Source organism: Devosia sp. (assembly GCF_035944845.1).
GTDB lineage: Bacteria > Pseudomonadota > Alphaproteobacteria > Rhizobiales > Devosiaceae > Devosia_A.
Genome location: NZ_DASZAW010000007.1, coordinates 18,754 through 40,339, shown reverse-complemented (window position 1 = coordinate 40,339; position 21,586 = coordinate 18,754). Strand labels below are relative to the sequence as shown.

The following is a 21,586-nucleotide window of genomic DNA, read 5'->3' as shown; positions in this document are numbered from 1 at the left end:
GTTCAGATAGGAGAGCGCTTCGGCGGCCCCGCATCGACTCGGAGCCACACCAGCCTCGCGCAGAGCAGACCCCGCGCGGCCTAGTTGCCGCCGGCGACCACCATGCAGTCGTAGTGGTTCGATTGCAGTTGCCGGCACGCCGCGCGATCGGCAAAGCCGGCGAAACGGGCGCGATAGAGCATGGCAGGACCGCTGCCGGTCTGTTCGGTATAGGGCCGTGCATCGAGCAAAGCGCCGGCCAGATCGCGCTGCGCCAGATCGAGCAGCGAGAGTGCCGCGGTCTCGCTGTCGGCGGCGGCGATCTGCACCACCCACTCGCTCGAACGGCCGAACACCGCACCCTCGGTGGGCACGTCGCCAAACTCGATAGCGGCGGCAGCGATCTGCTCGGCGATACTATCCTGCCGGTGCAGGCGCGGCAGCGGCACCGGGGTGACGCTGGCGACGATCGGCTCGGGGTTGCCCCCGGATGCCATCGGGAATGCTGCTTCGAGCAGGTTCGCCATGCGATTGTCGCGGCTCTTCGCCGTCTTGCCGCCGAGCACGACGCCGATGAGCGCCTTGCCGCCAAGTTTCACCGAGCTGGCGATGTTGAAGCCCGAGGCGTCAGTGTAGCCGGTCTTGATGCCGTCCATGCCTTCGTAGCGGTACATGAGGTTGTTGTGGCCGCGCATGTTGCGTCCGCGGAAATTGAAAGATCGCTTAGAGAAAAGCGCGTACTCCCTCGGAAAGTCGCGCATCAGCGCGATGGCCAGCGTGGCAAGGTCACGGGCCGTCGTCACCTGCAGCTTGTCGGTGAGGCCCGAGGCATTGCGGAACACCGTGCTGGTCATGCCGAGCTGCCGGGCTCGCTTGGTCATCAGCTTGCCGAACTTGCCTTCCGACCCGGCGAGATAATCGCCAAGCGCCTCGGCGGCGTCGTTGGCGGAGTGGATGATCATGCCCATCACCCCCTCGCGCACGGTGAATGTCTTTCCAGCCGGAACGCCGAGCTTGGTGGGCACCGTCGCCGCCCCGTTCTTCGTCATGACGATCCTCTCATCCCAGGCGAGACGGCCGTCGCGAAGGGCCTCGAAGACCAGGTAGAGCGTCATCATCTTGGTGAGCGAGGCGGGGCGATTGATGACGTCGGCACCGTCGGCCGACAGCACCTGACCGGTGTTGGCATCGATGATGATGTGGGCATAGCCGGCCAGCGCCGGAAGTGGCTGAATGGCTCCAACAAACAGGGCCAATATGAGCAATAACAATGATCTGGTCATAGTAGGCGTCTCGCCGTGCAAGGGATGCAATGGCGAAGTGATAGAGCGGTTGGAACGCAGCAATTAAGATAAGATTGCGGCAAACGCAGCGATGACTAATTAACCGTGAACAAGCCCAATCTCCGCTCCGCTCCCTGCCGGCGAACAGCGCGGGCCCGCCTCAGCGCGCCTCCGTCGCCCGGCTGACCAGCACCACCCCCAGGCGGGAATGGCTGCCGACAAGATGGCTGGCCAGCACGTCGGCTTCGGTGATGCTGGCGAGGTGGATTTCGCTGGGGCTGGCGCGGCCATAGTCGTAGAGCACGCCGATGGCGCCGTCGGCGAACTGGCTGATGTCGGGGCAAGAGCAGTCATACGCCCCTCGAGCAGCAGGCCGCCCTCCCAGGTCTGACCCTCATCGCCGGAGAGGAAGGCGGTGAGGTCGCGGCGTTTCGTCGTCGCATTGCCGATCGCGGTGCCGTGCTTGACCAGCAGCAGGTTGCCCGAGGCGAGCCGGCGGATGGCGCGGCGGGCGTTGATGTAGCCGATGCTGCTCGGCAGCGGTTCGCTCCAGCTTCGGACGATGTCAGGTGAATTTGTCGTACTGGTCGTGCCGGCGCAGCCAGCCCATGCCCTCGGTTTCGTTGCGTCCCTTGGGCGCGAGGTCGAGCATGGCGTAGGTGCCCATCATTACCTCGACGCCGCGGCCGAAGGTCGAATAGGTGCGGTACACCTTGCCCGCCTCATCCTTGATGAAGGCGCTCACCCCGGGCCATTCTTCGCCCGTCTCGTCCCATTGTCCAAAATTGTAGTCGATGTGCCCGCTGGCCACTTCTTCGGGGGTGAAGCTGACGCGGAAATCGTAGTTGAACGCGTTGCCATTCGAGGACACCCAGCGGAACTTCCACCCCATGCGCCGGCGGTAGCGTTCGATATCGGCCAGCGGAGCCCGCGACACCGCGAGCATGGTGACATCGTGATGGGCGAGGTGCTGGTTCATGCCGTCGGTGTGGTCGGCCATGAACGAGCAGCTGCGGCAGCCCTGTTCCCAGCCCGGGGCGAACATGAAGTGCTGGACAATCAGCTGCGACCGGCCATCGAACAGCTCAGCCAGGGTGCGCGGGCCCTCGAGCGTGTCGAACACATACGGCTTGTCGACCGCAACCCAGGGCAGGGCGCCACGCTGGCTGGCGATTTCGTCGCGGAGGTGAGTGAGCCGCTTTTCCGCCTGCAACAGCTCGCGGCGGGCGACCAGCCATTCGTCCTGGGTGACAACTGTATGCTGCATTTTCAGTCTCCTTCGATGCGGTTGAAAGTGTGACGCAGCGGGGTTGCGAGCAGTCGCAGCCACGGCGCGGCGTGGAAGATGCTCATCAGCAGGTACATCAGCGCCATGTCGTTGATCGGCAGCAGCGGCAGCGTCGAACTGCAGATGCTGGGGCCGGACATGCCGACAGCGGATACCAGCGCCAGCAGCGCAAACAGCGGGGTGGCGGCGAACGCCAGCATCGGGATTTGCGGTGCGCCTGTTGGTGTCATGGCAATGCTCCTTTCCGATGCATTGCTCGTACGCCGGTCGCATCGAGGCCTGGGAGTTACAAATGTGACGCTATTGCCCAACCGGGAGCCGGCAGGGCGCCCGGCGCGGCTGCAGCTGCTAGCGCGATCGACAGTGTCTCGGTCTCGACGCCCAGGCTAGACGCCTCGGGGACCTGGGGATTGGGTAGTCGCCACCCTGCAGCGGTTGGCCGCTCACCGGCCATCGCTAAGGGTTGGACATCGGACCTGGCCGATGACAGGAGGCTATGCCTCCGGCGCCTCATCGGCCGCATCAGGCCGCCAGACCATTTCCTGCTTCATGTCGGCATCCTGCACCAGCACCTGGACGTATGGCTCATTGGTGGCCCGGGCCGCCGCGATCGCCGCGTCGATCGCCTCCTGGCGCGATTTGAAATGCGCGAAGATGCTGCCGCGATAGGTGTACTGCCAGATGTCGTCGCGGTGGTTGACGATAAAGTGGTGCTGTTTGGCCATCGCCGATCTCCTCCACCGGAGAGCAACGCCGCGAGCGGGCGGGTCGTTGCCTTGGTTCATGGCGCGTAGCCGAAAGCGTTTCGGGCTCAGGGCTGCGAGAGGATCAGCTCTACCGCTCCGTCCAGCTCGGCACCCCAGTCGGCCGGCTCCGGCGGGACAACAAGATCGGGGCGGAGTTCGGCGGCGCCGGGAAGAAACTCGTAGTGAAGTGTCGAGACACCGACGCGTAGCCCGGAATTGGGCAGGGTGAAATGCCGGACTTCCTGCCAGCTATTGGGGGCGGCGCCGGCCGGCTCGCCGACGAGCACGGCGGTGGTCGTCGTCTTGAAGTCGGCGGCGTTGGTCATCGCGGCCGAAAAGGTGGCGCGGCCAACAAGCACGTAGAGCACGCCAGCTTGATCGAGCCAGGGACGACGGCGGATCTCGTCGATCAAGGCACGGCCGGCATTGTAATCCCCGCCGGTATTGTCGCGCAGGTCGACGATGAGGCGACGCGGGTGCGTCGCGTCGAGATCGTGCAGCAGGGCGGCGGCGTGGTCCGCGAGCTGATCATAGGAGCGCCAGTTCACGTAGACGCTGCCATCGGCAAGCGGTGCGGTCCAGAAGCCCTGGGTCGCGTGCCGTCGCCATAACGGCATTTCGCCATTGAGGAGGGCTTGCTCGGCGGCGTCAGGCGCAGCGGCCAGTTCAATCGTATCGCGCTCGCCGGTCGCCGCCTCGACGGCCAGCGTCACCGATGGAACGTTGCCGATGCCGGCGGTCGCGAGAATGTCGGGGTTGGACAGCAGGCCGGGCATGCCTTCTCTGATGAACCATTCCGTCTCGCCGGCGGGAATGAAAGCGCGCAGTTGCTCGACCACCTGAGCGACAGGCACGTTGTTCACCGCCACCAGACGCGAGCCGAGGTGGCGTCGATGGGCGACGGAAATGCCGACCACTTTCAGGCCATCCTCGAACCAGAAGAACTCGACCGGCAAACGTTGCTGCGCGCGGGGCAGGGCAACCTCGGTGTGGCCGTCGCCGGGCAGCGCGGCAAGCCTGCGAAATTCCATTGCCACGCCCATGCCGTCGAGGTCGGGTATCGCCGCACGAGCGCGCGCCACCGCGCTCTCGAACTGGGCGCGCGAAACCCGATGGAACGGCGAGGCGTGCTTATGGGTGAGGATTTCTGCCAGGTGGTCGAGATCCTCCAGCCACTGGGCGGTCGTCAGATCCAGTTGCTCCTCGGGCGGCTCGAAGAATGCCTGGGCGTCGAGCAGGGTGCGCTCGGCGCTGATGGTGCCCCTGGCCTCGCCGAGGGTGAAGTTGCCGGTCAACCTGTCGCCGTCGATGACGAGCGTCAGGTCGCCTTCCCCGCCGGCGCCGCTGAAGCGGCCGGTGATGCGGCCATCGCGCTCCGTCGCGGTCGCTTCGAATGCGCCGATCGGCATGGCAATGCTCGCCTCGACCGTTGATCCCGCCCGGCGAAGCTCCATGTGGGTCGGCAGGGGCGGCTGCGACTCGATCTGGGTTTCCCCGGCGAAGCGTTCCATCGCGTTGGGCAGTTGCTGGCCGAAAGCGGCGCCGGTGCCGGCGCCCAGCACCAACCATAGGAGGGCGCCGAGCGCCCTGGCAATCGTCGTCATCTGAGGGCCTTGAAGAACGAAGAAATGCTCGCCTACCCGCGCCGCCGATGCGTCAGGGCGCGCGGCGCGTGAAAGTCAGGTGCGTCACGCCGCCGGGCGATGAGGTGGCCTCAATCGCATAGTTCTGCTCCAGCGCCTCGAGGCCATCCCACAGTCGCACGCCACGGCCGAGCAGGATCGGGGCCACCGCAACATGGGCGTGGTCGACAAGTCCTCGAGCAAGGAAATCGCGGATGACGATGGCGCCGCCGCCGATGCGGATGCCCTGACCGCGCGCCGCTTCGCGGGCCATGCTGAGCGCCTCGGCCGGCGGGGCATCGACAAAGTGATAGGTCGTGCCGCCCTCCATCTCGATGGGCGCCCGCACATGCCGGGTAAGCACGAAAACCGGGGTGTGGAACGGCGGGTTAGGTCCCCACCAGCCTTTCCAGTCAGGGTCCTCGTGCCAGCCGGGATAGCCGAACTTGCCCGCGCCCATGATCTCGGCGCCAATCCCGACGTCGTGCCGGCGGACGAAGGCGTCGTCGACGCCGCCGCTGCCGCCCGGCTCGGCCGAGCGCTCCCGCCACCATCGGGTCAAGAACATCCACTCGTGCAACCGCTCGCCGGCATGCCCGAACGGCGCCTCGCGGCTGGTGCCTTGGCCGGTGCCAAAGCCATCGAGCGAGACGGAAAAATTCTGAACGTAAACGAGCGACATCGTCATACTCCGTGGGCTTGCCTGGTTCGGTGCGCTTACTTCGTCGTGTTGCCGGCGCCCGATCGATGGCCGGACAACCAGGGCAGCGTCCAGTTCAGCGCCAGCGTCCGGCCGGGACCGTGCACGGCAGCGAACAACAGTCCGGCGACGAAGGTCAGGTGGTTGATGAAAAGCCCCATCTGCATCGGGTTGCCCGGCCAGGTGCCCGGACCGTAGAACGCAAAGCCGAGGAACAGCACGTAAGCGGCGGCCAGCACCGCGGCCTCGGTGAACAAGGCGCCGGTGAGGAACGCCAGCAACAGGCCCAGTTCGAACAGCGCGGATGCCCAGGCAAAGAACATGGGCACCGGGAAGCCGATAGCCGCAATGGCGGCTGCGGTATGCTCCATCCCGGCGAACTTCATCAGCATCGCGACGAGGAACGCGCCGCTGAAAATCAGTCGCGCGACCACAATGGCGGTTGTGCCAAGCATTCAATTCCTCCACTAAACTGGCGGTGGGCAAGGCCTTTGCTTGCCGGCAATTGCCTGTGGTGCAGCATGAACGACGCTTCCGGCAGGCACAGGGTCGATTCTTGCGGTTCAGAGCGGCCGCCTCCGAAAGGGCGTGAGGGGCGGGTCGCGCCGCAGCCGACCCCTGTGTCCAGGATATCCGAGTGGGTTTCAGGGGCTCGTAACCGCCAGCTGGCATGGCCGGGCATCACGGTAGACTACGCATGGTTGCCTCCTTGGGAGGGGCAGACCGAGGTGCGCGCCAACCGCGTCAAAGTCGTATTCTCAGCCCACGAGAGCGTGGCGGTGGAGCATGAGGGCGTCGTGCAGGACGTGCGGGTAAGCCCCGGCAGCGCCTACCTGATGGGTACGAGTGCGACCCGGCTGCAGCGCGTCAGGGAGCACAGCGACACGCTGGATATGTACCCCGATCTCGAACTGCTGATCGCCGAGGCTGAAGCACGGGGGCTGCCGCGCTTCGCCATCGAGCCGACCATGGGAGCAGCCCCGACCCCGGCGTTCGACGTCCACCCGACTTTCCTCGGCCTTGCCCACCGGTTCCGGCAGGCCTGCATGGGCGCAGTTGCGCTGTCCGACATCGAGGCTTCTACCCTGGCGTGCCGCGCGGTCGATGCCATCCTGTCCCTGCATGGGGCCGGCAGGAAGGTGAAGACCACCGGGAAACTTGACCTGAGGCGGCTGAGGGCGGTGTGCGACTGCGTCGAGGCGAACCTGGCGAGGAAGCTTTCCTTGCCGCACTGGCCGAGATCTGCGAGCTGAGCCCGTGGCATTTCGCGGTTCAGTTCAAGGCGGCCACAGGTATGAGCCCCGGCCAATACGTGCTCGGCCGACGGCTGGAACTCGCCAAGCGACTGGTGCTGACGACGGATCTGTCGGTGTGGAATATCGCGTGGTCGGCGGGCTTTGAGAATATCAGCCATTTCCGCCGGCAGTTTCGCAGCCATATCGGCTTCTTGCCCGGGGAGTTGCGACGCGCTACCGGCCGGCACCAGGCTCGGTGAGCACGGGGCCGAGCGCAGCCAACGCGCAACGTTGACCGGCAGTGCGCTCGCCGTTGGCGCTTCGCTCGATCCGATGAGCAGCTACTTTGCGACAACAGCGTCCTCGCTATGGACGACATTCGGGCCCCATTCCGCGCCGCTGGCCGCGGTCCGCCTTGCGCGCTGCGGCAGCATGAATGTGCTTCCTTCCTCTCAGGATGCCTCGCAAGCGGCATAGTCGTCATGGTAATTGCTGCTCCATGAGCGACCTCCCGCCGCCCGAGCCGACGCTCCCCGACCCACCCGGGCGTGACCGGTGGAGCGTCTGGCCGGCGATGGCCTCCGCAATGCTGCATACCGGGGTGCTGGCGTTGCTGCTCTGGCAGCCGCTGCCGGACAGTGCCGAAGCCGCAGGGCCGGCGGCGATAGACGTGGAGCTGGTGCCGCCGCCGGAGCCGGTCAGCGCCAGCGAGCCGCCCAAGGAAGAGCCCGCCGAGGAGCCAGCGAAGGAGGCTTCGGCGGCGAGCTTGCCGCCGGGAGAGGTAACCTCGGCCGAACCACCGCCAGCGGAGCAGGCAGCTGCTCCAACGCCTGCTGCGGCAGAGGGATCCCCGCCCGAGACGCCGGCCGAAACGGCGCCCCCAAAGGCTGTATCCGAGGCGTCCGCCACTGAAGCATCGGAGCCGGTGCGGGGTACGGAGACTTCAGCAGAGACAGCTCCGATACCGCTGTCACGCCCCAAGGTGAGGGGGCTGACTGCCCCAGCCAGCGTGCCGGATGGAGCCGTCTCGGCGGTCACGGCCGACACTGGCGAGACGGCGGAAGGAGCAGCCCCGCCTGGTTTGCCGGCGGAGCCCGATGTGGCAACGCTCGAGCTGGGGGCGCTGCGCCGCGCCGAACGCTTCTATCTCGAGGCGATGCTGAGTGTTCCGAGCATGGCGCGGGCGCGCGCGATGCTCGAAACGCTGCCGCCCGAAAAGCGGCTGGCGCAAACCTGCAATATCGAAGCACTGGCCCAGGTCGGCAATGCCGGTGAGGGCCTTACGCCCGACGCGGTGATGGCGGACGCCTATGCCAGGTCGGAAATGACAGGTACCCGGCTTGCAGCGAGCGGCGCGATCTTCCGCTCCGGAGACAGGTGGTATGGCCTCGCCTTCGACTGCACGCTCAATGACGACCTCACGCGCGTCACCGCGTTTTCCTATCGGCTCGGCGCCGACGTGACCGACGCGGTGCTCGCTCGACTGAACAGGACCTAGCCGGAACGGCAGGCGGCCAGGCCCGCCACCGCGCGATCGCGTCCCCTGCAGCAGTGGGCGCTGGGTTCGCCGCATCGGCCCGGCGGATCAGCTCGTTGGCGCGCCGTGCCGATAGTGGGGCTCGGGCGGATCATCGGCCAGCGGTTCAGACAACGACCAGGCGACGGCAAAGGCAAAGGCCAACGCCGCCGGCAGGATCAGTAACGCGATCCAGATCGTCCGGCGTAATACAGCAGCCACGTCACGCGCTCCCCAAAGCGACCTCTGCCGCTTTGCACGCCGTGCCGTCCGGGAGCCATATGGACTGAGGTCGCTATCGGGTGGCCGGCCCCGCGACGCTGGCCCCGATCTGGCAGGTCCAGCGCCGGATCAGCTTGCTCATGCTGATGCGGGGTCCGACCGATTTTCACCGCGGCCGCATCGGCCTCGACCACCTGACGCTAAGCTCGGCCGAGGCGTCCAAGAATATCGGCCACCATCGTGCGCGCTTCCTCTGCGGCCGCGAGGATCGTCCCCGACTTGCGGGTGACTGCAAGGTCCAGGCCCGGATAGTAAAGCCCGCCGGCACCCATGCCGTTGACGTGGTTTGGTTGCCGGTTCGCCGTCAATGCGCCGGGCACCTTGAGCCAGCTGAAATCGCCATCAAAGCCGGTGCACCAGATGACGGTGCTGATGCCGTGTCCCGCAAGGTCCAGCGACCTGATGGGCGGTGACGGGAGATGTGCCGCCACGACTTCGGCCGGGTCATCGGTTGCGGGCGGCGCCGCAATGCCGGCGCGCGCGATATGGTCGTCGATCCGTGCGCGCAGGGCGGTGGCCGCTTCATCAGCAAAGCGGACATTCTCGGCGGCGTCATCCCCGAAGGTCAGCATCAAGCCGTCGACGCCCACGAGCCGCCGAGCAGAGTGACCCCTTGCGCGCTGAGGGCCTGCAGGCTGAGCGTCTCCAGCGCGCCTTGCAAGCTGCGGGCAGGCACAGCGCCCGACGGGAGAACGAACTCTTCGCGTCGCTGCTCCAGCGCGCCGGTCTCGACCAGCCAAAGGGCCAGGTGCCTCCCGCGATAATCTCGCACGAGCCGGCCTGTCTTGCTTGTCGCGAGAAAGACCTGTCGACCCGCGTCGGCCAGGTCTTTGGCAATCTGCCCACCCGACTGGCCGCTGCCGACCACCAGCACGGCGCCCGGTTCGAGAGCCGTGGCGGACCGATAGCTCGATGCGTCGATCTGGGCGATTCCCGCCGGGATCTGTCGTGACAGGGCCGGGCGTCTCGCCCGATTGAGGCTGCCGCTGGCGGCGACCACGTTCCGCGCTATCAACTGTCGGACATCGGTTCTGACGGCGAAGTTGTTCGCCGGGTCAGGCGTCACTTCTACGACTGCCTCGCCCAGTTGAATCGGCAGGTCGTGCCGAGCGGCATAGTCCTCCAGCAGGGCGACGAACTCGTCGCGGCTCATGGCGCCTTCCGGCTCGGTTCCCTCATAGCGATCACCGGGCAGCATCGAGAGCACATTTGGCAGATTGAAGTGGAAGGAATCCCAGCGTTGCGAGCGCCAGGTTTCGCCGATACGCCCACGTTCGATCACCACATGGGGAACGCCTGCGACGCGGAGGCCGTGGCTGACACTGAGGCCAGCCCAACCGGCGCCGACCACGACCACGTCCAGGATTTCGCTCACGTCGGTTCCCGCAGAATCGCAATCCGGCTACGATCGATTGTTGCTTGATCTCTTCGTGCCCGTCATTGCCTTGCGGCAGCAGCTTAGCTTGCGCCCGGGGTGGTGTCAGCCCGCGCTGGAGCCGGGTACGTGATCGTCGGACATCTGGTTGGTGGCTGAGGCGGGCAGCCCGGCTTTCCTCGCGCCCGCGAGCGCCAGCAGAGGCGCCTCAGGCCTTCAGCACGATCACCTTGGTGTTGACCGGGGTCTTGTCATAGAGGTCGAGCATGTCCTGGGTGATCAGCCCGATGCAGCCGCTCGAGATGCCCTTGCCGATGGTTTCGGGCACGCTGGTGCTGTAGAGCGTGTAGAGCGTGTAGACGCCGTTCTGGTAGAGATAGAGGGCGCGGGCGCCGAGCGGGTTGTCGAGGCCGGGTTTCATGCCGCCGGCATATTTGGCGGCTTCCGGCTGGCGCTCGATCATCTCCTTGGGCGGCGTCCAGATCGGCCATTCGGCCTTGCGCCCGATATAGGCATCGCCGCTCCACAGGAACCCGGCGCGGCCGACGCTGACGCCATAGCGGGTCGCATAGCCGTCGCCGGCGATGCGGTAGACATAGTGGTTGCGCGGGTCGACGATGATCGTGCCGACTGCTTCGTTGCTCGCGTATTTCACGGTGCGGCGGTAATATTTCGGGTCAATCTTGCTGATCTTGGCGGCGGGGATCGGGAACCGCTCGTTCGGCCGCGGGCCGTAGACCTTTTCGGCTTCAGCCAGACTCATCCCCGCCGGGGCGCATCCGGCCAACGCCAGGGCGCCGAGGCCGGCCAGCGAGCCGAATAGCATGGCGCGGCGGCTGAAGTTCTCCGGCCGAGCGGCCGCATCGCCTTCAAGCACGGAAATCCTGTTGTCGATGGTCATGGCCTATCCCCCATTGCCCGCGTCCTGGCGGTCACGCTGCGCAATCAACCTGTGCGCCACCCGGCGACCGCAAAGTCTTCGGCGGCGACGACCGCCCGGAAACTTCCAGCTTGCTGGCCGCCCCATAGCCCTTGCTAAGCAAATGCGAACCACAACTATGTTGGCAATGCGGCGACCGCGACAGATTGTGGTAGAATTTCCGGGCCTGTTGCCGGAGCCAGTCAGGTCTCGCAGCCAGGCGCCACGGCACCCTCCCTCGACACGCGACTTTGCCAGCCGGCGGCCCGCGCCTCTTTCTCGGTGCAGGACCAGCGTTCCATGTGCGGCAGGCCATGACGCCGGTGCAGCATGGCGGGGGAGAACCCGGTTCCAAGCTACGAACGCGTCAACCCGATGCTGTTCGAGCGCGGGGCAGCGGCGCGCATTCAAACCTTGTGGCTGCATGGCAATTCCGACCAGTACTATGCGATCGAGCACTGCCGGGAGAACTTCGAACGATTTCGATCGGCTGGTGGCGAGGGGAGGTTCGTTGCCGCGCCGATGGGCCACGCGCTGCTGTTCAAGCCGGCGCTATGGGCCGGCCAGCTCGACCGCTACCTGGGTGAGCTAACGGCCTGACCCCGCGCCGACCCGGCAGCCGGCCGATGATGCGCGCGATGCTGCGCCACCCCTGCGCATGACCCATGCGGCTGGCCGCTCGATTGTATCTTTCCCGGACAATCGACGCGATATCAGTACGTTTTCGTACAATTCCGGACGGGCTGATAAAACTATCAGTTTTCACAAATAGATAGTAACCAGTAACACCAATGAAGGGGCAGTTTTCGACGAGAGTTTCAGCGCTTGAACTGACTTGACTTGCGCGTAAAGTACTGGTGCGAGAGGGTGGCCAATACAATGTTTCGCATCGATTTGGCATTGAAGCGTGGATTCCGTTCCGGCCGGATGGGCGCGTTGCGGTCGGTGGTCGCGGCGGCCACGTTGCTGGGTGGGGCCGGCGCGGCATGCGCAGCAGAGGTGATCGTCGGGCTGACCGCTTGGCCGTCGGCTCAGGTGACCGGTCACATCATCGGAGAGCTCGCGGCCGAAAAGTTCGGCGACACGCCGGTCTTTCTCGAGCGCGGGTCGGTCGGGCTGCTGACGGCGATCGCGAAAGGCGAAGCCGACATTTACCCCGAACTTTGGTCGCCCAACCTCGATGCCGCGGTGCAGCGGGTGGGCGGGAGCCTTACGATCAGCCCGCGCTCGGTCGCCGGGCACCAGGGCATCTGCGCCACCAGCGCCGCCGTCAGGCAGACCGGCATCAGGTCGGTGGCCGATCTCACGAAGCCCGAGATCGCCGCCGCCTTCGATACCGACGATGACGGCAGGGGAGAACTGTGGATCGGCGATGGCTCGTGGTTCTCGAGCAATGTCGAACGGGTCCGTGCCCGCAGCATCGGCTACGACCAGACAATGCAGTTGCTCGAAGGCGCCGAAGCGGTGGCCATGGCTGCGGTCGACGCTGGCAGCGCGCTCGATCGGCCGGTGGTGTTCTACTGCTATTCGCCGCACCACGTGTTCGTGCTGCACGACATCGTCGTGCTGGAGGAGCCGGCTTACGACGCGGCGCGCTGGAGCATCGTCGCCCCGGCCGACGACAAGGACTGGCTCGCGCATTCGCGCGCCGAAACCGGCTGGGACAAATCGAGCCTTTCCATCGCCTTTGCCACGCGGTTGACCACCGAGCGACCGGAACTGGCCGAGATGCTGGCGCGTATGCAGTTCGAGCCGGGCGACATCGCAGCGATGAGCTATGCCGTGGAAGTCGACGGCAAGTCGCCCGAGGCGGCCGCCGAGGAGTGGCTGGCCGCCAATCGGGCCCGCGTCGAGGGGTGGTTCAAATGAGCGGCGGGGTGTCGCGGCGCCGGCTGCTGGCGCTGGCCGGGGCAGGGCTGGCAGCCGGCCTCGTCGGCGCGGGGCCGGCACGGGCGCAGGCGGTCTACTCGCAGATCTACGACGCCAAGCGCAAGAAGTGGATCGACTATGATCCGAGCCGCGCCCAGCAATATTACCAGGCCTATGGCTCGGTGCCGGCGGAGTTCAAACGCCAGCTCGTGCCGTTCCGCACCGCCGAAAAGCCCGGCACCATCATCATCGATGGCGACCGGCATTTCCTCTACCTGGTACAGCCGGATTTTAAGGCCATCCGCTATGGCATCGGGGTCGGCCGCGACGGCTTCGGCTGGGCCGGCATCGTCAGCATCGGCCGCATGGTGGAGTGGCCGTCCTGGACCCCGCCACCCGAGATGATCGCCCGCGACCCACGCTCGGCCCAATGGGCCAACGGCATGCCGGGCGGCCCCGACAACCCGCTCGGCGCCCGCGCCATGTACCTCTACGAGGGCGGCAAGGATACGATTTATCGGATCCACGGCACGGCCGAGCCCTGGTCGATCGGGCTCAACATCTCGTCGGGCTGCATTCGCCTCAACAATGATGACGTGACCGATCTCTATTCGCGGGTCGCCATCAAGACCAAAGTCATCGTCCTGATGTCGGGGGCCGCGCTCTATCGCGGCGTCTAGCCGAGCCGGAGGCTCATGATGCTCAAACCGCTACAGGTTCTCGGCGCGCCGGCACTGCTGCTCCTCGTGGCTGCCTGCGCCTCCACCGCGCCGCCTGCTGCAACCATCCGCTCGAGCGCGCTGACCGCGCCGGCCGACCTGCAGTTGCTTTGCGCCGGCGAGGCGGCGACGCGCTTCAGCGTTGCTGCCGACAAAGTGCTGCCCTCGGCGTCGCGCCCGGGCACCGTGGCCGGCACGTTCGAGGTGGACGTGCGGCTGCCGATCGGCGGGGCGCGCTGCATCATCGATGACAAGGGCAGCATCGTCTCGCTCGAACGCAGCTAACGAAATCAACGGTCTAGAGGACGTACCTAGTCAAAAGAGTCAAAAGGAGGAACCGAAATGCATCGACTGGCCAAATCACTGCTGAGCGGCATCCTGATGCTCGCCGTGCTCCAATCGCCCATGCCCATGGCGCAGGATATCGCGCCGATGGTGATGGTGCCCGATCACCCGGTCGGGGTTCCGGTCAATGGCTGCTTCCGAGCCAACGAGAACCTGTTCGGGCCCTACCGGCTCACCTTCTGCCTCGAGCGGCGCGGAACCTACGAAGTGCGCGGCGGCGGCGTCCGCTGCGATGGCCGGCTGACCTGGCGTACCTCGGGGCGCGATATTCTCATCGACCTGCAGCGTGCCTCCTGCGGGCGCGGCCGGGCCTGGGAAGAGGCCACCATCGATTGCCGCAGCTATGGCGGGCTGCTCGGGGCGATCGGCCGGGTGATCGTCGGGCAGTCGCCGCGCATTCGGACGCTCCGCTGCACCTATCACCCCACCGTAAGGGGCGAGCGCAGCCGCACGTTCACCGCGACCCGGAACTGACGGGGCAGGGCATGATCCGCCACGACGCCACGGGCCGCGGGTCCGACGGGCCAGGTTTCGTGTAGCCGTCGCGGGCAGCATCAGCCTTCTGGTGGATTTCACGCCGGCCAGGCCGCGAGGCTGTCGCTTGACACGCTTCGCAATCGCGCTGTATCTAACCAATCAGTTAGCTAACCAATCGGTTAGATAGTGGAACTGGACATGCAGCCCGACCAGGTCAGCCTCACACTTTCGGCCATTGCCGACCCGACGCGCCGGGCCATCCTCGTGCGATTGATGGATGGCGAGGCGTCGGTGAAGGAGCTGGCCGCGCCGTTCGAGATGAGCATCCCGGCGATCTGCAAGCACCTCAAAGTGCTCGAGGGGGCGGGCCTGATCAGCCGCGGGCGCAATGCGCAGCTCAGGCCCTGCCGGCTCGAGGCGGCGCCGCTGCGCGAGGCGTTCGACTGGATCGAGGAGTTCTCGAAATTCTGGGATGGCAGCCTCAACCGGCTCGACGGGTTGCTCGAACGGCTGCAGTCGGCCGATGGCTCAGGCAAGAAGAACTGAGGCGCGTCATGGATCGCGATCCCCTTGAACAGCGCGAACTGGTGATCACCCGCCGGCTGAAGGCGCCGCGCAGTCTCGTGTGGCGCACCTTCGAGGATCCGTATTTGCTGGCGCAATGGTGGGGCCCGGAGAGCTTCACCTCCGAAATCACCAGGCTCGAGTTCAGCGCCGGCGGCGCCTGGCACGTCACCATGCGGGCGCCGGACGGCGCCGAGCGCCTGGTGCGCTACAAGTTCATCGAGATCGTCGCGCCCGAGCGCATCGTCTACCGGCCGGTGCGCCCGCCCGAGGTGGCCGGGCGGCCCAACCTGCCGCCGACCTATGTCGCGACCCTCACGTTCGAAGCCATGGGCGAGGAAACCATCTTCACCATGCGCGCCGAGTTCGAGAGCGCTGCGAACCTCGACTTCGCGATGACCGGCGGGTTCTACGCCGGCACCAACCAGGCCCTCGACAAGCTCGAGCGGCAGCTCGCGTCACGCTGACAAGGACGCGATCATGCTGCGACGGACCTTCGTGAGCTTCACCCTTATCGCTGCGGCCCTCGTCGCGGCGCCCGCCATGGCCCAAACCGCAAAGGATTTTCCGATGAGCACACCCAGCAGCACCGGCAGGGTCCCGGTCGACGGCGTCGAAATTTACTACGAGATCCACGGCAATGGTCCGCCGCTCGTGCTGCTGCATGGCGGCGTCACCCCGTCCACCACCTTCGGCGCACCGCTCGAGGCGATGGCGAAGACGCAGCAGGTGATCGCCATCCACCTGCGCGGCCATGGCCACAGCAGCGACAGCGAGGCGCCCTGGAGCGGCGAGGTGATGGCCGACGATGTTGCCGCGGTCCTCCGGCACCTCGGCCTCTCCAAGGCGCGTGTCATGGGCTATTCGCTCGGTGCCGCGGTGGCGCTGCAGGTGGCGATCCGCCACCCGGACCTGGTGGAAAAGCTGGTGTCGGTCTCGGTGGCCTTCAGCACCGAGGGCGACTATCCCGAGGTGCGGCAGGCTTTTGCCGAGATGACGGGGAAAGCCGCCGCCATCGGCCAGCAACTCGCCGCCTCGCCGCTGGCCGCGCTCTATCCCGGCGTCGACTGGGAGCGGGTGATGCGCAAATCCGCCGCGATGAACCAGCCCGAGCGCGACTGGAGCGAAGCGATCAAGACCATCAAGGCGCCGACGCTGCTGGTGTTCGCCGATGCAGATTCGATCCGGCCCGAGCACATGGTGGCGTTCTGGAAGCTGTTGGGCGGCGGCCAGCGCGACGCCGGGCTCGACGGCTCGCAGCGCCCCGCGAGCCAGCTCTCCATCCTCCCCGGTACCACGCATTACAGCGTGATCGAGGCGCCGCTGCTCATCGAGGCGGCGACGGCGTTTCTGAGGCAGTAGCGCCCGTCACTTGCCGCCCAGCGCGTCGCGCAGGGCGAGGCCTTCGGTGACCCTGAGGTCGAGGTCGGCTTCGATGTGGTCGATATGGCGAAGCAGCAGGCGGCTGGCTTCGGGGGCATCGCGGCGCTCGAGCGCCGCGAGGATGTCGCCATGCTCGTTATGGCCGCAGCTGGAGGCGCCGGTGCGGCCGTAAAGGGCGATCACCAGCGAGGAGCGGGCCACCAGCTCCTCCATGAAACGGGCAAGGATGGCGTTGCCGGCAACGCTGGCCAGCAGCAGGTGGAAATCGCCCGAGGCGCGAATCTCGGCGCGTCGCGCGGTGGCGCCGCGCTCGTGCAGCAACTGCGATTCAAGCGCCAGCCGCTGGCGGAACGCCGCGATGTCGCTCGAGGTCAGGCGCCGCGCCGCTTCGAGCGCCAGCGCCGGTTCGATCAGGCGGCGGGAATTGAATACCTGGCGCGCCTCTTCCGGAGTGGGGTTGGCAACGAAGGCGCCACGGTTGCGCTCGGCTTTCACCAGTCCTTCGAAGGTGAGCATCTGCAGCGCCGCCCGCACCACCGTGCGGCTGACGTCGAACAGGGCGCCGACCTCGGCCTCGCTGAGCTTGGCGCCCGGCGCCAGCCGGCGATCGATGATCGCGTCGCGCAACTGCTCGCGGATGGCAAGCGCCCGATCCTCGCCGCCGCGGAGCGGCGCGAACGGCTGGCTGCTGGTTTTCAGGTCGAACCCCATGCCGCCCATTCATAACGGGAATCGGTCAGCGGGGAAGGGTGAAACTGAATACATCCGACGCCAGGATTGCATACAATTTTGGCGACGTTCGCGAACACGTGCCTAAATAATAGACTGCGTGACAATATGCCCACAAATTGCACATGTCACCCGCTTTGATGAAGTCGAGCATTAACAACGGGTTACCGGGAGAGCGCCGGGTTGGCATGGCCCCTGCATTGCACTTCTCGCCAACGGGGGTGCCGGATGACCAAAGCGGCCGAGATCGATCTAGCCTCAGTGACCAAGCGCTATGGCGGCACGGTCGCGGTTGACGCAATCAGCCTGAAGATCCCGCCCGGCACCTATTGCTGCCTGCTGGGGCCATCGGGCTGCGGCAAGACCTCGACGCTCAGGATGATTGCCGGGCACGAGTCGGTCTCGGATGGCGATATTGCGCTGGGCAACGCCATCGTCACCAACCGGCCGCCGGCGCGTCGCGGCACGGCGATGATGTTCCAATCCTACGCGCTGTTCCCGCATCTCGACCTCGTCGACAACGTCGCCTTCAGCCTCAGGATGAAGGGGGTCGGCAAGGCCGAGCGCCGGGCCAAGGCGCTCGAAATGCTGCAGCTGATGCAGATGGAGGCCTATGCGACGCGCCGGCCGGCGCAGCTGTCGGGCGGCCAGCAGCAGCGGGTAGCGCTGGCGCGCGCGCTGATCACCGACCCCGAGGCGCTGCTGCTCGACGAGCCGCTGTCGGCGCTCGACCCCTTCCTCAAGGTCCGCATGCGGGCCGAGCTGAAAAAACTGCAGACCCGGCTCGGCATCACCTTCGTCCACGTGACGCACAGCCAGGAAGAGGCGATGGCGCTCGCCGACCTGATCGTCGTGATGAATAACGGGCGGATCGAACAGGCGGCGCCGCCACGCGAAGTGTTCGAGCGACCGGCCACCGCGTTCGTCGCCCGCTTCATGGGCGACCACAACGTCGTCAGCGGTCGCGCCGCCACCGGCATCGGCGGGCTGGCGCTGCTCGAGGTGCCCAATGGCGGCCGCTTTGCCGCGACCGGCCGCACCGCCGGGGATGGGGCGCCGATGGATATTGCCATCCGCACCGACCACGTCCGGCTGGGCGAGCCGACGCAGCAGGGCCTCGGCTTCACCGGCACCGTTTCCAACATCGAATACCGCGGCGCTTCGGTGAAGCTGTCGGTCGATGGGGCGGGGATCGAGGACTTCACCGCGATCATCGACGAGACCAGCTTTCACCGCAAACCGGTCGTCGTCGGCGATGCGGTGCCGCTCAGTTGGGACGCCGGGGACGCCATTGTCCTCGGCCGTTTCGAGGGTTGAACGAGAAACAACAACAGGGGTTATGGCTATGAACTCAACGAGAGAAACACTGAAGGCGGCCGGAATTTCCCGCCGCAACATGCTGAAGGGCGCTGCGGCGGTGGCCGGCGCGGCGATCGGGGCAGGGGCGCTGGGCGGCTTCCCGACGGTGTGGGCGCAATCCAACATCACGCTGCGCCAGTTCGGCACAGGAGTCTCGAACCTCAATGCCATCGCCGAGAAGTGCAAAGCCGATCTCGGCATCACGCTCGAAATGACCGCCACCGACTCCGATGCCGCGGCGCAGCGCGCGGTGACGCAGCCCGACAGCTACGACATCGCCGATATCGAATACTGGATCCTGAAGAAGGTGTTCCCGGCCGGGGTGATCCAGCCGATGGATGTGTCGAAGCTCACCTACTACGACAAGATCGTGCCGCTGTTCAAAACCGGCAAGCTGACGCCGGACAGCGTCATCGCCCAGGGCACCGCGCCGCACACCGTCGGCTATGTCGACGCCATGGATTCCAAGGAATTCGCCAAGGCCGAAACCGGCTTCTTCACCATGGTGCCGACCATCTACAACGCCGACACGCTGGGCATCCGGCCCGACCTCGTCGGCCGCGAAATCTCCAGCTGGGCCGACATCATGGATCCGGCCTTCAAGGGCAAGACCTCGATCCTCAACATCCCCTCGATCGGCATCATGGATGCGGCGATGATCATGGAGGCGATGGGCAACATCAAATATGCCGACAAGGGCAACATGACCAAGGCGGAGATCGATGCGACCATCGATTTCCTGATCAAGGCCAAGCAGGACGGGCAGTTCCGCGCCTTCTGGAAGAGCTTTGACGAGAGCGTCAACCTGATGGCGTCGGGCGAAGTGGTGATCCAGTCGATGTGGTCGCCGGCGGTTGCCGCCGTCCGTTCCAAGGGCATCGCCTGCAAGTACCAGCCGCTCAAGGAAGGCTATCGCTCATGGGGCGGCGGGCTCGGCCTTGCCGCGCATCTGAGCGGAGCGCAGCTCGATGCGGCCTACGAGTATATCAACTGGTACACCTCGGGCTGGGTCGGCGGCTACCTCAACCGCCAGGGCTATTACTCGGCCGCCATGGACACCGCCAAGGCGTATATGAGCGAAGACGAGTGGGGCTTCTGGATCGAGGGCAAACCGGCGGCGGGCGACATCCTCAGCCCCGATGGCGTGGTGATGGAAAAGGCCGGGGCAGTACGCGACGGCGGCTCGTTCCTCGAGCGCATGGGCCATGTCGCCTGCTGGAACTCGGTGATGGACGAAGACCGCTACATGGTCACCCGCTGGAACGAGTTCATCGCGGCGTAAGCCTCTTCACCTCTCCCTTCGGGGGAGAGGTTGACGCGCAGCGTCGGGTGAGGGGGCCTTGGCTCCGAGCGCGGGGCAAGGCCCCCTCACCCTGTCCCTCTCCCCCAAAGGGAGAGGGGACGCTCACTCAACGCTCCGTGGAGACTGTCCGTGGTCGTCGCCGAACAAGCCATCATCGCCTCCGAACCGAAACCCGCGACCCGCCGCGCGCCATTCTCGTTCGGCGCCATCGCCTCCTACCTGCAGGCGATGCCGCTGTGGCTGATCCTGGGGTTTTTCCTGCTTATCCCGATCGTCTTTCTCGCGGTGGTGAGTTTCTGGGATTACGATTTTGCCCGGATGTATCCGGCGCTCGTCCTGACCAACTATGCCGATACGCTCGGCAGCTGGGTGACCTGGAAGACCTATCTCAACACGCTGAAATTCGCCGCCATGGTCTGGGCGCTGACCCTGTTCGTCGGCTTCTGGGTCGCCTATTTCCTCGCCTTCCACGTCCGCAAGGCGACGACGCAGACCGTGCTGTTCCTCATCTGCACGGTGCCGTTCCTCACCTCCAACATCATCCGGATGATTTCGTGGATTCCGGTGCTGGGGCGGAACGGGCTGGTCAATTCGACGCTGATCGAGCTCGGCCTCATTCCGCAGCCGATCGAGTGGCTGCTCTATTCCGATTTCGCCGTCGTGCTCGCCATGGTGCATCTGTACACGCTGTTCATGGTGACGCCGATCTTCAACACCCTGATGCGCATCGATCGCTCGCTGATCGAGGCGGCGCGCGACGCCGGCGCCAATGCCTTCCAGATCCTGTGGACGGTGATCCTGCCGCTGGCCAAACCCGGCATGGCGATCGGCACCATCTTCGTCGTCACCCTGGTGATGGCGGATTTTTCCACCGTGCAGGTGATGAGCGGCGGCCAGAGCGCCTCGGTGGCGCTGATGATGAAGAACCAGATGTCGCTGCTGCAATATCCGGCGGCCGCCGCCAATGCGGTGGTGCTGCTCGCCATCGTGCTGCTGATGGTGGGTGGCATCCTGCGCGTCGTCGATATCCGCAAGGAGCTTTGAGATGGGCGACAGGCGTGGCCTCGGCTTTTACGTGCTGGCAGCCTTTTTCGGGCTGTTCGTGCTGTTCCTTTATGGCCCGATGTCGGCCATCTTCATCCTCAGTTTCCAGGGGCCGTCGGGTGGGCTGACCTTCCCGCTCAACGGCGTGTCGCTGCACTGGTTCTTCAACCTGTTCGAAAAGCAGGCGGTGGGTGATTTCGGCGCCAGCTTCACGCGCTCGCTGCTCCTGGGGTTGATGGTGATGGCCATCACGGTGCTGGTGGCGCTGCTCGCCGGGCTTGCCTTCCGCCGCCGGTTCGTCGGCGCCACGCCATTGTTCTATTTGACCATTGCCAGCCTCGTCGTGCCCTCGATCATCGTCAGCCTCGGCATCGGCGTGCTGTTCCAGCAGATCGGCATCCGCCCGAGCTGGTTCGGTTCGGGGTTCGGGGCACACCTGACCTGGACGCTGCCGTTCGGCGTGCTCATCATGTTCGCGGTGTTCAACCGCTTCTCGGCGAGCTATGAGGAAGCGGCGCGCGATCTGGGCGCCTCGGCCTGGCAGACCTTCTGGCACGTGCTGCTGCCGATGATTGCGCCGAGCCTGATCGGGGTCGGGCTGTTCGGCTTCTCCTTGAGCTATGACGAGTTCGCCCGCTCGCTGCTCACCATGGGCAGCTTCAACACCCTGCCACTCGAAATCTACGGCATGACCACCAATGTCACGACGCCGGTGCTTTATGCGCTGGGGACGGTGACGACGCTGTTCTCGTTCCTGATCATCGGCGGCACCGTTGGGATCATCGCGCTGATCAACCGCAGGCGGCTCAAGGCGTGAGCTCCGCCAACTGCCAATCGGCTCCGTTCCGG

27 protein-coding genes and 1 pseudogene are annotated in these 21,586 nt (G+C 65.9%); 15 read left to right on the top strand and 13 right to left on the bottom strand.

Annotated elements, in window-relative coordinates; genetic code table 11:
- Positions 1-80: 80 nt before the first annotated feature.
- The 8 genes from VGV07_RS01260 to VGV07_RS01225 form a co-directional block, all read right to left on the bottom strand.
- The gene (locus tag VGV07_RS01260) at positions 81-1,262 is read right to left on the bottom strand and encodes a D-alanyl-D-alanine carboxypeptidase (RefSeq protein WP_326866867.1); all 1,182 of its coding nucleotides are present in this window, start codon (positions 1,260-1,262) and stop codon (positions 81-83) included.
- A gap of 160 nt (positions 1,263-1,422) precedes the next feature.
- Positions 1,423-1,566 (bottom strand): hypothetical protein, encoded by a 144-nt coding sequence (locus VGV07_RS01255; RefSeq protein ID WP_326866866.1) that lies wholly within the window; start codon positions 1,564-1,566, stop codon positions 1,423-1,425.
- Between the two features lie 261 nt (positions 1,567-1,827).
- On the bottom strand, positions 1,828-2,529 hold the full coding sequence (locus VGV07_RS01250; RefSeq protein ID WP_326866864.1) for a thioredoxin family protein: 702 nt from the start codon (positions 2,527-2,529) through the stop codon (positions 1,828-1,830).
- 2 nt (positions 2,530-2,531) lie between these two features.
- A complete protein-coding gene (locus VGV07_RS01245) occupies positions 2,532-2,780 on the bottom strand; it encodes a hypothetical protein (RefSeq protein WP_326866863.1) in 249 nt (82 codons plus the stop codon).
- 264 nt (positions 2,781-3,044) lie between these two features.
- Positions 3,045-3,275, bottom strand: coding sequence for a hypothetical protein (locus VGV07_RS01240; RefSeq protein ID WP_326866862.1), 231 nt, complete (start codon positions 3,273-3,275; stop codon positions 3,045-3,047).
- Between the two features lie 86 nt (positions 3,276-3,361).
- Positions 3,362-4,900, bottom strand: coding sequence for a hypothetical protein (locus VGV07_RS01235; protein WP_326866861.1), 1,539 nt, complete (start codon positions 4,898-4,900; stop codon positions 3,362-3,364).
- Positions 4,901-4,952: 52 nt separating this feature from the next.
- A complete protein-coding gene (locus VGV07_RS01230; protein WP_326866860.1) occupies positions 4,953-5,600 on the bottom strand; it encodes a dihydrofolate reductase family protein in 648 nt (215 codons plus the stop codon).
- A 35-nt stretch (positions 5,601-5,635) separates the two neighbouring features.
- A complete protein-coding gene (locus tag VGV07_RS01225) occupies positions 5,636-6,073 on the bottom strand; it encodes a DoxX family protein (RefSeq protein WP_326866859.1) in 438 nt (145 codons plus the stop codon).
- Positions 6,074-6,346: 273 nt separating this feature from the next.
- On the opposite strand from VGV07_RS01225, the gene VGV07_RS01220 reads away from it, so the two are divergent.
- The 3 genes from VGV07_RS01220 to VGV07_RS01210 all read left to right on the top strand — a co-directional run bounded on the left by VGV07_RS01220 (position 6,347) and on the right by VGV07_RS01210 (position 8,351).
- On the top strand, positions 6,347-6,871 hold the full coding sequence (locus tag VGV07_RS01220) for a hypothetical protein (protein WP_326866858.1): 525 nt from the start codon (positions 6,347-6,349) through the stop codon (positions 6,869-6,871).
- Positions 6,802-7,113: a helix-turn-helix transcriptional regulator gene (locus tag VGV07_RS01215; protein WP_326866857.1), complete on the top strand. Its 312-nt coding sequence runs from the start codon at positions 6,802-6,804 to the stop codon at positions 7,111-7,113. The genes VGV07_RS01220 and VGV07_RS01215 overlap by 70 nt, the downstream gene beginning before the upstream one ends.
- 239 nt (positions 7,114-7,352) lie before the next feature.
- A complete protein-coding gene (locus VGV07_RS01210; protein WP_326866856.1) occupies positions 7,353-8,351 on the top strand; it encodes a DUF930 domain-containing protein in 999 nt (332 codons plus the stop codon).
- Positions 8,352-8,438: 87 nt separating this feature from the next.
- Here VGV07_RS01210 and VGV07_RS01205 read toward each other — a convergent pair whose 3' ends face one another.
- The 4 genes from VGV07_RS01205 to VGV07_RS01190 all read right to left on the bottom strand — a co-directional run bounded on the left by VGV07_RS01205 (position 8,439) and on the right by VGV07_RS01190 (position 10,927).
- The gene (locus VGV07_RS01205) at positions 8,439-8,591 is read right to left on the bottom strand and encodes a hypothetical protein (protein ID WP_326866855.1); all 153 of its coding nucleotides are present in this window, start codon (positions 8,589-8,591) and stop codon (positions 8,439-8,441) included.
- Between the two features lie 200 nt (positions 8,592-8,791).
- A complete protein-coding gene (locus VGV07_RS01200; protein WP_326866854.1) occupies positions 8,792-9,226 on the bottom strand; it encodes a hypothetical protein in 435 nt (144 codons plus the stop codon).
- A complete protein-coding gene (locus tag VGV07_RS01195) occupies positions 9,223-10,026 on the bottom strand; it encodes an NAD(P)/FAD-dependent oxidoreductase (protein WP_326866852.1) in 804 nt (267 codons plus the stop codon). Before VGV07_RS01195 ends, VGV07_RS01200 begins: the two co-directional genes overlap by 4 nt.
- A 208-nt stretch (positions 10,027-10,234) precedes the next feature.
- Entirely contained in the window at positions 10,235-10,927 is a 693-nt protein-coding gene (locus VGV07_RS01190) for a L,D-transpeptidase (protein WP_326866851.1), read from the bottom strand.
- Positions 10,928-11,275: 348 nt separating this feature from the next.
- Between VGV07_RS01190 and VGV07_RS01185 the strand changes: the two genes are divergently transcribed.
- The 8 genes from VGV07_RS01185 to VGV07_RS01150 all read left to right on the top strand — a co-directional run bounded on the left by VGV07_RS01185 (position 11,276) and on the right by VGV07_RS01150 (position 16,281).
- Complete coding sequence (locus VGV07_RS01185) at positions 11,276-11,545, top strand: hypothetical protein (protein WP_326866850.1); 270 nt, start codon at positions 11,276-11,278, stop codon at positions 11,543-11,545.
- A gap of 279 nt (positions 11,546-11,824) precedes the next feature.
- The gene (locus tag VGV07_RS01180; RefSeq protein ID WP_326866849.1) at positions 11,825-12,814 is read left to right on the top strand and encodes a glycine betaine ABC transporter substrate-binding protein; all 990 of its coding nucleotides are present in this window, start codon (positions 11,825-11,827) and stop codon (positions 12,812-12,814) included.
- The gene (locus VGV07_RS01175; RefSeq protein ID WP_326866848.1) at positions 12,811-13,494 is read left to right on the top strand and encodes a L,D-transpeptidase; all 684 of its coding nucleotides are present in this window, start codon (positions 12,811-12,813) and stop codon (positions 13,492-13,494) included. Before VGV07_RS01180 ends, VGV07_RS01175 begins: the two co-directional genes overlap by 4 nt.
- 18 nt (positions 13,495-13,512) lie before the next feature.
- A complete protein-coding gene (locus VGV07_RS01170) occupies positions 13,513-13,818 on the top strand; it encodes a hypothetical protein (RefSeq protein WP_326866847.1) in 306 nt (101 codons plus the stop codon).
- 57 nt (positions 13,819-13,875) lie between these two features.
- Positions 13,876-14,352 carry a hypothetical protein gene (locus VGV07_RS01165; RefSeq protein WP_326866846.1) on the top strand — a complete coding sequence of 159 codons (477 nt, stop codon included), beginning with the start codon at positions 13,876-13,878 and terminating at the stop codon, positions 14,350-14,352.
- A 201-nt stretch (positions 14,353-14,553) separates the two neighbouring features.
- Positions 14,554-14,901 carry a metalloregulator ArsR/SmtB family transcription factor gene (locus tag VGV07_RS01160; RefSeq protein WP_326866845.1) on the top strand — a complete coding sequence of 116 codons (348 nt, stop codon included), beginning with the start codon at positions 14,554-14,556 and terminating at the stop codon, positions 14,899-14,901.
- Between the two features lie 8 nt (positions 14,902-14,909).
- Positions 14,910-15,386 carry an SRPBCC domain-containing protein gene (locus tag VGV07_RS01155; protein WP_326866844.1) on the top strand — a complete coding sequence of 159 codons (477 nt, stop codon included), beginning with the start codon at positions 14,910-14,912 and terminating at the stop codon, positions 15,384-15,386.
- A 13-nt stretch (positions 15,387-15,399) separates the two neighbouring features.
- Positions 15,400-16,281 carry an alpha/beta hydrolase gene (locus VGV07_RS01150; RefSeq protein WP_326866843.1) on the top strand — a complete coding sequence of 294 codons (882 nt, stop codon included), beginning with the start codon at positions 15,400-15,402 and terminating at the stop codon, positions 16,279-16,281.
- A gap of 6 nt (positions 16,282-16,287) precedes the next feature.
- Here the strand turns inward: VGV07_RS01150 and VGV07_RS01145 are convergent, their stop codons facing one another.
- Positions 16,288-17,013 (bottom strand): GntR family transcriptional regulator, encoded by a 726-nt coding sequence (locus VGV07_RS01145; protein WP_326866842.1) that lies wholly within the window; start codon positions 17,011-17,013, stop codon positions 16,288-16,290.
- A gap of 246 nt (positions 17,014-17,259) precedes the next feature.
- Here VGV07_RS01145 and VGV07_RS01140 point away from each other — a divergent pair, with 246 nt between their 5' ends.
- The 4 genes and pseudogenes from VGV07_RS01140 to VGV07_RS01125 all read left to right on the top strand — a co-directional run bounded on the left by VGV07_RS01140 (position 17,260) and on the right by VGV07_RS01125 (position 21,554).
- Positions 17,260-18,348: an ABC transporter ATP-binding protein gene (locus VGV07_RS01140; RefSeq protein ID WP_326866841.1), complete on the top strand. Its 1,089-nt coding sequence runs from the start codon at positions 17,260-17,262 to the stop codon at positions 18,346-18,348.
- Between the two features lie 28 nt (positions 18,349-18,376).
- On the top strand, positions 18,377-19,672 hold the full coding sequence (locus VGV07_RS01135; RefSeq protein WP_326866839.1) for a PotD/PotF family extracellular solute-binding protein: 1,296 nt from the start codon (positions 18,377-18,379) through the stop codon (positions 19,670-19,672).
- 234 nt (positions 19,673-19,906) lie between these two features.
- Positions 19,907-20,737, top strand: a pseudogene (locus VGV07_RS01130) (ABC transporter permease); the annotation flags it as partial.
- Between the two features lies 1 nt (position 20,738).
- Positions 20,739-21,554, top strand: coding sequence for an ABC transporter permease (locus tag VGV07_RS01125; RefSeq protein ID WP_326866837.1), 816 nt, complete (start codon positions 20,739-20,741; stop codon positions 21,552-21,554).
- Positions 21,555-21,586: the final 32 nt, after the last annotated feature.